The sequence below is a fragment of the Catenulispora pinistramenti genome, from assembly GCF_018274385.1.
Taxonomy (GTDB): domain Bacteria; phylum Actinomycetota; class Actinomycetes; order Streptomycetales; family Catenulisporaceae; genus Catenulispora; species Catenulispora pinistramenti.
The window spans coordinates 1-531 of record NZ_JAAFYZ010000559.1 but is presented as its reverse complement, the minus strand read 5'-3'; the positions used below and the strand labels follow the sequence as shown (position 1 = coordinate 531).

Here is a 531-nt window from a genome sequence, read left to right as displayed (position 1 = left end):
CCCGGCCACCGGCACTGTAGGCGAAGCCCTGCCGACGCGACCGAGGGGAACGAACCGAAAACCAGCCGGAGAAATACAAAACGCCGGGAACGAGGACACCGGTTGGCTGATGCCGCTGCCGGTGAGGGCGTGGCGGCGGGTCGCTGGTTGGGTGGTCGACAACATGCCCGGGTGTAGTGCAGTTAACAGGCCCATGTGCGGTGCTGGACGGCCGTGCCCGCGATGAGGGGCGAAGACCCGGACAAGACCCAGCTCGGCGACTACTGCAGCCCGATTTCCGCCGATCTGTCTCAGCAACCTGCTATCCCGGTGGTGGTATCGGTTGTTTGTTGCCGCCGTGCCGATCCGGCGCCCGCCAACCTGGAACGCGCACCTCGGATACCGGCGCGCTGGCCAGCACCAGTACCGGCGGTCGAACTCGCCGAGCCGCCGGTACCCGCACCCCCTGTTTTGTATTTCTCCGGCTGGTTTTCGGTTCGTTCCCCTCGGTCGCGTCGGCAGGGCTTCGCCTACAGTGCCGGTGGCCGGGGG

The 531-nt window shown here is 67.0% G+C and carries 1 pseudogene; it reads left to right on the top strand.

What is annotated here, in order from left to right:
* Positions 1–222: 222 nt before the first annotated feature.
* Positions 223–531, top strand: a pseudogene (locus KGQ19_RS48835) (hypothetical protein); the annotation flags it as partial.